The 7,193-nt window shown below is 44.3% G+C and carries 6 protein-coding genes and 1 tRNA gene; 6 read left to right on the top strand and 1 reads right to left on the bottom strand.

Annotated elements, in window-relative coordinates; all coding sequences use genetic code 11:
* The first annotated feature begins 89 nt into the window (after positions 1-89).
* The 6 genes from treB to AACQ79_RS17275 all read left to right on the top strand — a co-directional run bounded on the left by treB (position 90) and on the right by AACQ79_RS17275 (position 6,977).
* Entirely contained in the window at positions 90-1,514 is a 1,425-nt protein-coding gene (gene treB, locus AACQ79_RS17250; RefSeq protein WP_026027679.1) for a PTS trehalose transporter subunit IIBC, read from the top strand.
* Positions 1,515-1,575: 61 nt separating this feature from the next.
* A complete protein-coding gene (gene treC, locus AACQ79_RS17255; RefSeq protein ID WP_170899443.1) occupies positions 1,576-3,267 on the top strand; it encodes an alpha,alpha-phosphotrehalase in 1,692 nt (563 codons plus the stop codon).
* A gap of 259 nt (positions 3,268-3,526) precedes the next feature.
* Positions 3,527-4,249 (top strand): winged helix-turn-helix domain-containing protein, encoded by a 723-nt coding sequence (locus AACQ79_RS17260; RefSeq protein ID WP_017044211.1) that lies wholly within the window; start codon positions 3,527-3,529, stop codon positions 4,247-4,249.
* Entirely contained in the window at positions 4,240-5,874 is a 1,635-nt protein-coding gene (locus tag AACQ79_RS17265) for an ATP-binding protein (RefSeq protein ID WP_170899444.1), read from the top strand. Before AACQ79_RS17260 ends, AACQ79_RS17265 begins: the two co-directional genes overlap by 10 nt.
* A 76-nt stretch (positions 5,875-5,950) precedes the next feature.
* A complete protein-coding gene (locus tag AACQ79_RS17270; protein ID WP_094125026.1) occupies positions 5,951-6,187 on the top strand; it encodes a hypothetical protein in 237 nt (78 codons plus the stop codon).
* A 22-nt stretch (positions 6,188-6,209) separates the two neighbouring features.
* On the top strand, positions 6,210-6,977 hold the full coding sequence (locus tag AACQ79_RS17275; protein ID WP_094166367.1) for a PKD domain-containing protein: 768 nt from the start codon (positions 6,210-6,212) through the stop codon (positions 6,975-6,977).
* Positions 6,978-7,076: 99 nt separating this feature from the next.
* On the opposite strand, the gene AACQ79_RS17280 is transcribed toward AACQ79_RS17275, so the two are convergent.
* Positions 7,077-7,161, bottom strand: a tRNA-Tyr gene (locus AACQ79_RS17280).
* Positions 7,162-7,193 lie beyond the last annotated feature (32 nt).

The following is a 7,193-nucleotide window of genomic DNA, read 5'->3' on the forward strand; positions in this document are numbered from 1 at the left end:
TTATTTATGTCAATATTGCACTTGTAGGTGGGAATGTTCCCATTAAAAAGAAAAAACAGACAGTATTCCAATATAGGGTGGGCAAAAGTATGGCCAAGATAGCGAAGCAAGACGTGATACGTCTTATCGAGCTGGTAGGTGGTAAAGAGAACATCGCCAGTGTGAGTCACTGTTTGACTCGTTTACGCTTTGTTCTAAATGATACCGACAAGGCGGATAAAAAAGGACTAGAACAGCTGAGCATGGTTAAAGGGTGTTTTACCAATGCTGGGCAGTTTCAAGTTGTGATTGGTACTGAGGTGGACGAAGTTTACGCCATCTTAATCGGGCTTTCAGGCAAAGAAGCCGTTTCTAAAGATGAAGCGAAGAAAGCCGCTCGCCAAAACATGAACTTTTTAGAACGTGGCATTTCGCATCTTGCGGAAATCTTTGTTCCTTTGCTGCCAGCGATCATCACCGGCGGTTTAATCCTCGGTTTTCGTAATGTCATTGGCGACATTCGTATGTTCGATGGCAAAACCTTGGTTGAAATTAGCCAATTTTGGGCCACGGTTCATTCTTTCTTATGGTTAATTGGCGAGGCTATTTTCTTCTTCCTACCGGTTGGTGTTTGTTGGTCAACGGTGAAAAAGTTGGGTGGAACACCGATACTAGGTATTACTTTGGGTGTGACTCTGGTTTCGCCTCAATTAATGAATGCTTATCTGATCGGTAAGCAGATGCCCGAAGTGTGGGATTTTGGCTTGTTTGTGATAGAGAAAGTCGGCTATCAAGCTCAGGTGATTCCTGCGATGTTGGCGGGTGTTGCTCTGGCGTTTATTGAGACAAACTTAAAGCGCATCATCCCTTCTTATCTTTACCTCGTTGTTGTGCCGTTTATCTCTATCATATTGTCCGTTATTTTGGCCCACGCTTTAATTGGTCCATTTGGTCGCGTATTGGGCGATGGCGTCGCGTTTGCGGCTAAAGCTGCAATGACTGGCGATTTTGCGGTTATCGGTTCAATGGTGTTCGGTTTCTTGTATGCGCCACTGGTCATTACCGGGATTCACCACACCACTAACGCGGTGGATCTGCAATTGATGCAAGAAATGGGTGGTACGCCAATTTGGCCACTGATTGCACTGTCAAATATTGCTCAAGCGTCTGCGGTCGTCGGTATCATCTTTATCAGCAAAAAACACGGTGAGCGAGACATCTCTGTTCCTGCGGCTATTTCGGCTTATTTGGGTGTGACAGAGCCAGCGATGTATGGTGTCAACTTAAAGTACAAGTTCCCAATGCTAAGCGCCATGATTGGTAGTGCTATTGCAGCCGCAATTTGTGGTAGTGCAGGGGTGATGGCGAATGGCATCGGTGTGGGTGGTTTACCAGGTATTCTTTCGATTCAACCACAATACTGGGGTATTTACGGCATCGCGATGCTGGTGGCGATGGCCGTCCCAATTCTGCTTACTCTGTTTTTATACAAACGAGCTCAAGCTAAAGGCGAGCTAGAGCCAGCAAGTGCATAACCTTTCATTCGAGTGGTGAGTTTTCACCACTCATTTTCATTTTGGTAAGTGAGTTGTCAATATGGTTATAACCAAGAGTGATAGTCAGTGGTGGAAAACCGCTACCATCTATCAGATTTATCCCAAAAGTTTTTGTGATAGCGGCAATAAAGGAACGGGAGATATCAAAGGGATCATCTCTAAACTGGATTACTTGCACCGCTTGGGAATTGATGCCATTTGGCTGACACCCATTTATTCATCTCCGATGGTTGATAACGGTTATGACATTTCGGATTATTACAGTGTCAATCCTCAATTCGGTAGCATGCAAGATTTTGATGAACTGCTGACTCAAGCTCATCAAAGAGGTATCCGCATTATTATGGATATTGTGGTTAACCACACCTCAACCGAGCACACTTGGTTTCAGTCGGCGTTGGGTGATAAATCAAGCCCGTATCGTGACTATTATATTTGGCAAGACCCGATTAATGGTCAGGCTCCAAATAATTGGCAGTCAAAGTTTGGTGGTAGTGCATGGGCGTTAGATGACGCAACAGGGCAATATTATCTGCACCTATTTGCCAAAGAGCAGGCGGATCTAAATTGGGAAAATCCTCAAGTTCGTGAGGAAGTGAAGCAAGTGATTCGTTTTTGGGCCGAAAAAGGGGTGGATGGTTTTCGTCTCGATGTGATCAATTTAATCTCAAAAGCGCAGGATTTCAGTGATGATCACCAAGGTGATGGACGCCGTTTTTATACCGATGGCCCGCGCGTGCATGAATTTTTACAAGAGATCAGCCAAGCGGTTTTCCAACAGTACGGCAGTGTCACCGTGGGGGAAATGTCCTCAACAACGCTTGAACATTGCCAACAATATTCACGCTTGGACGGCAAAGAGCTGTCGATGGTGTTTAACTTCCACCATTTAAAAGTGGATTATCCGAATGGTGAAAAATGGACGAAAGCGCCATTTGATTTCTTGCAATTGAAGCAGATTTTCAACCATTGGCAAACGGGTTTAAATGGTAAAGGGTGGGGAGCACTTTTTTGGTGTAACCATGATCAGCCTCGTATCGTGAGCCGTTTAGGGGATGATCAACGTTATCGCGTTGAGTCGGCAAAAATGTTGGCCGCATCGATTCATATGATGCAAGGCACGCCTTATGTTTATCAAGGTGAAGAAATTGGCATGACCAATCCCGGCTACACCGCTATTGAACAGTACCGAGATGTGGAAAGTACTAACATTTACGACATCATGGTGAACCAGCAAGGGGTAAGTCATGAAGCGATGATGGTCATTCTTGCACAAAAATCCCGTGACAATTCTCGCACGCCAATGCAATGGAATGCAGAGCGCTTTGCTGGTTTTAGCCAAGGTCAGCCTTGGCTAGACATTGCAGAAAACTATCAAGAATTGAATGCGCAATGTGCGTTAGCTGATGAGCAATCGGTGTTCTATTTCTATCGAGAGTTGATAGCGCTGCGTAAAAAAATCGGTGTAATTACCGATGGTGATTACACCGATTTACTACCCGATCATAAAGAGATTTTTGCCTACCAGCGACGCAACGCGAAACAGGTGCTGATCTGTATCAATAACTATTATGGCGTTGACACCGAATGCGTGCTGCCAAAAGAGTTACCGGTTGAGAAAGCAAAATACCTGTTAGGCAACTATACAGATATAAAACCACTCAAAGTTTTGGAACATCAAGTGCTTCGTCCGTATGAAACACGCGTAATTTTGTTCGATTTAGTATCCTGATTGAGTCCTACCCCTATAGATTCAGTCATTTTTCAGCCCCGAATTTTCGGGGCTTTTTTATCGACTCTGTTTATGAGTCACGGCTCAATGGTACTTTCTTCGTGCTCTTATTGATTCAACGCGGTAGGTTTGGCTGTTGATGGTTTGTTTAATATTTTAACAACACCACAACTTTGTTGCTTGGTCACAATTAGTCACACAAAGATGAAACACAATCCGCTATAGTTTGCGTTCTTAGCAAACGGATGTGTGAAACACAATGAACAGTACTCTCTCCCCCTCTTATCGAGTGGTTCTCGTTGAAGACGATTTAGAACTCTCGGAACTGATCAAAGACTTTCTCAACCACTATGAATTTTGTGTCTCAACGGTTGCGGATGGGATTCAAGCCGTTGATCGGATTTTGGATGAGCAACCTGATTTAGTCATTCTGGATATTATGCTACCAGGGCAAAGTGGTATGGATGTCTGCCGCGCTGTCCGAGATCAATACCACGGTATGATCTTAATGCAAACGGCGTTGGACGACGATATTGATCAGGTGATGGGGTTGGAACTGGGTGCCGATGACTATGTTGTTAAGCAGGTTAAGCCCCGTTTGCTACTGTCACGTATTCGAGCCTTACTTCGAAGGCAAGCAAGAGGAAGTCAAAGTGACAAATATGAATTGTGCATAGGTAGCTTGTGGATGAATTTGCAACATCGAGCGGTATTACTTGAGCAGCAGCCCATAAAACTCACGACCAGCGAGTTTGAGCTCTTGTATTTACTCGCCCAACATGTCGGCACCATTGTCACGAGAGATGATATCGCTCAGCATGTGCGTGGTTTTGAATATGATGGTTTAGATCGCTCAATTGATCGTCGTATATCACGCTTGCGGCGTGCGCTCGGAGATGATCCTAATGAACCTAAGTTGATAAAAACGGTTCGAGGTAAAGGATATCAGCTCTGCGCTGTATCGGAAGGGAAGTGGTCATGATTCGATCTTTTTGGGTACTCTGGGTAGCTGTGTTTCTGCCGATCTTATTACTCAGTATTCCCACGCAATTTAATCCGATCCCATATCTTAGCCGCAGTATCTCTGAAGAGTTTTATAAGCCTGTCTATCAGAGTAACTTTACGTTTCTATCTGAAAAATTACGTCAAGCGCCTCAAGCTGAGTGGACAACGATTATTGACGGCTATGCTAAGCATTTCAGTTACCCACTTCGATTAGAGGCATTAGACAGTTACCACTCCTCCCCAGAAGTTTATCAAGCGTTGCAAAAAGGCGAGATCATTTTTCAAGATGGTGATCCTATGGCACTTTTGCAAAGAGTGCTGAACAGTGACAAAGTGCTCTATTTCGCGATCAATGAACCGAGAGAACTCGCTGCGCTTAACCAGTCCAGAGGTACATTATACCTCGCGGTAGAAAATCTTCGTAGCCAACCTCGTACTCAATGGCAAACCAGTATTGCTGAGCAAAATAGCCGAATACCTTTAGAGTTAAGTCTATTGCGAGAGCAAGATTTGTCACCCATCGAGCGAAGTAAGTTGTTGGCTGATGAAGAGCAGATGACTAGTTATATCAATCAACAAGGCAGCATGATCTTATTGGCTGCGGTGGATGAGAATACGTGGTTACGCGTCGAGGACAATATTTCCTACCAAACCCAATTAAAGCTCACTACGGCTATCGGCGGTTTCTTTTTTTTAGCCATTTCTGTGGCCTTAGTTATGTGGATTTATCCTTTATGGCGAGATCTGAAACGTCTGGTAAAAACGGCGAATGAATTTGGTCAAGGAGTATTATCTCGTAGAGCGACGACGTCTCGGCTTTCCGTGGTCTCTCAGCTCAGTCATTCTTTTAATAATATGGCAAATAACATCGAAAAGCTGATTGCCAGCCAAAGAACCTTAACCAACGCCGTGGCGCATGATTTACGAACACCGCTCTACCGTTTACGCTTTGCATTTGAAATGCTTGAGGATGAAGACATTGCCTTAAGCCAGAAAGAAAAATACCGCCAAGTGATTCACTCCAGTATTGAAGATCTCGATCATTTGATTAACCAGACACTTGTTTTGTCGCGCTATAACCGTATCACAGATATTCGCCATTTTTCTTATTGCCACTTTGCCGACAATTTGGTTGCAGAAGCGGAGCATTTCCAGCTTGAAAACCCGCAACTCACATTGCGTGTCAGCGTGTTGGATTCGTTGCGACAGCAAACGATATTTGTCGATAATCGAGCTTTATTGCGGGCCGTTAAAAACTTGCTGAGTAATGCCGCGCGATTTGCGCAGCAAGAGATCCATCTCTCGTTGAACGAATCTAATGGGCAACTTTTTTTGGTGGTCGAAGACGATGGCCCCGGTATTGCGCCAGATGATATTGAACGTATTTTTGAGCCCTTTACTCAAGTGAATAATCAAGAGCGTAATAGTGAAAAAGGCCATGGTCTTGGGCTGGCGATTGTCAAACAGATCACTCGTTGGCATCAAGGTAAGGTTAGAGTAAAAGTAAATGGTTCAGCATTAGGGGGCGCATGTTTTGAACTGCAATGGCCAAAGCAGATTTCGCTACCTAATGTGACCAAACTGGATACAAATGGTCAATAAACTGCTGACGATTTATTTGTATTGAGAATGCTACCTTGAATGGGTCGGTGAATCAGACCGCTCACAAGGAGTAAGCATGAATACCAAATTATTAGCGCTGTTTTTAAGCGGCGTATTTTTCTCATCCACCAGTGCCACTAAACCGATGGAATGGATCTCAGCCTTCAGCGATGGGGTCCGCTTAAATGACCAGCTCAGCCAAACCAATACGCAATCGAATGTGATGATGGATTACTCGCAACAAGATGCTGCATTGTATTTGGACGGTAGTGAAGTCGCCTTTCTTTCCATCAGTACCAGTTACCTCTTCTAATGCTTAATCACAGGAAAATATTATGTTTAAGTTAAACCAGTTGTTCGTGATCCTGAGTGTGCTCGCACTTATCGTGGGATGTAAAGCCGATGATTTGAAAGATGCGGATAAGCTGACTAAGCCTACGGTTAATGCTGGTGCTGATCAGATGTTAATACTGCCAGTAAATAGTATTACGTTGAGCGGAACGGCGAAATCTGAGTTATCAATATATGAAATTAAAACGAAGTCTTGGCGTCAAGTTTCTGGGCCTCAATCGCTTACCTTAATCAATGCAGATTCTCTGAAAGCAACGGCGTTTTATCCTACGATTGCTGGCACGTATATTTTTGAATTATCAGTCAAAGACAGTGGTGGAAGAAGCAACAGTGACCAAATGCAGGTGATCATTCAGGCGGCCGCGCAAAGCATGCAGCGAGCCTATATGCAGCAGGTTGATATCGTTGCTTGGCGGTATGCTGATAGGAACCAAGGCATGCTGAGCTTTAGTGATTTAGATTCGGTTTCTTTAAGCGAAGTGGACACTCAATTAGAGCATGCGCTGACTTCACTCAATAGCGCTGCTGAGTTTGAGCTACATTTTGCCGCCAATGCTGGGGGAAATATACAAACGGCTTTGTTGTTATTAAATGCCCTTTCTGCTCAAGGAGTTCCGATTTGTTTAAGTGAAAGTTCATCTTGCCACTCTTTGGAACAAGGGTTTTTATTGCAGACTGAACTGCCAGAGAGTATCAATTGCAGTGATGCACAAAGCTGTGTTACCGCTCTACTTCAGTATATTGAGGGTTAACTAGACTACTTAGTGACGTCAGTTTATAGAGCTATGATGTAAAGAAACGAAAAAGCCAGCTCGAAAGCTGGCTTTTTATCGTTCTCAATCGAGAAAATATGGTGGAGGGGGACGGATTCGAACCATCGAAGGCGGAGCCGGCAGATTTACAGTCTGCTCCCTTTGGCCACTCGGGAACCCCTCCGGGTGTTTTCCTATTCTAAAAATAGGCTTGAA

It is taken from the genome of Vibrio sp. 3-2(1) (assembly GCF_963887575.1).
GTDB classification, from domain to species: domain Bacteria; phylum Pseudomonadota; class Gammaproteobacteria; order Enterobacterales; family Vibrionaceae; genus Vibrio; species Vibrio anguillarum.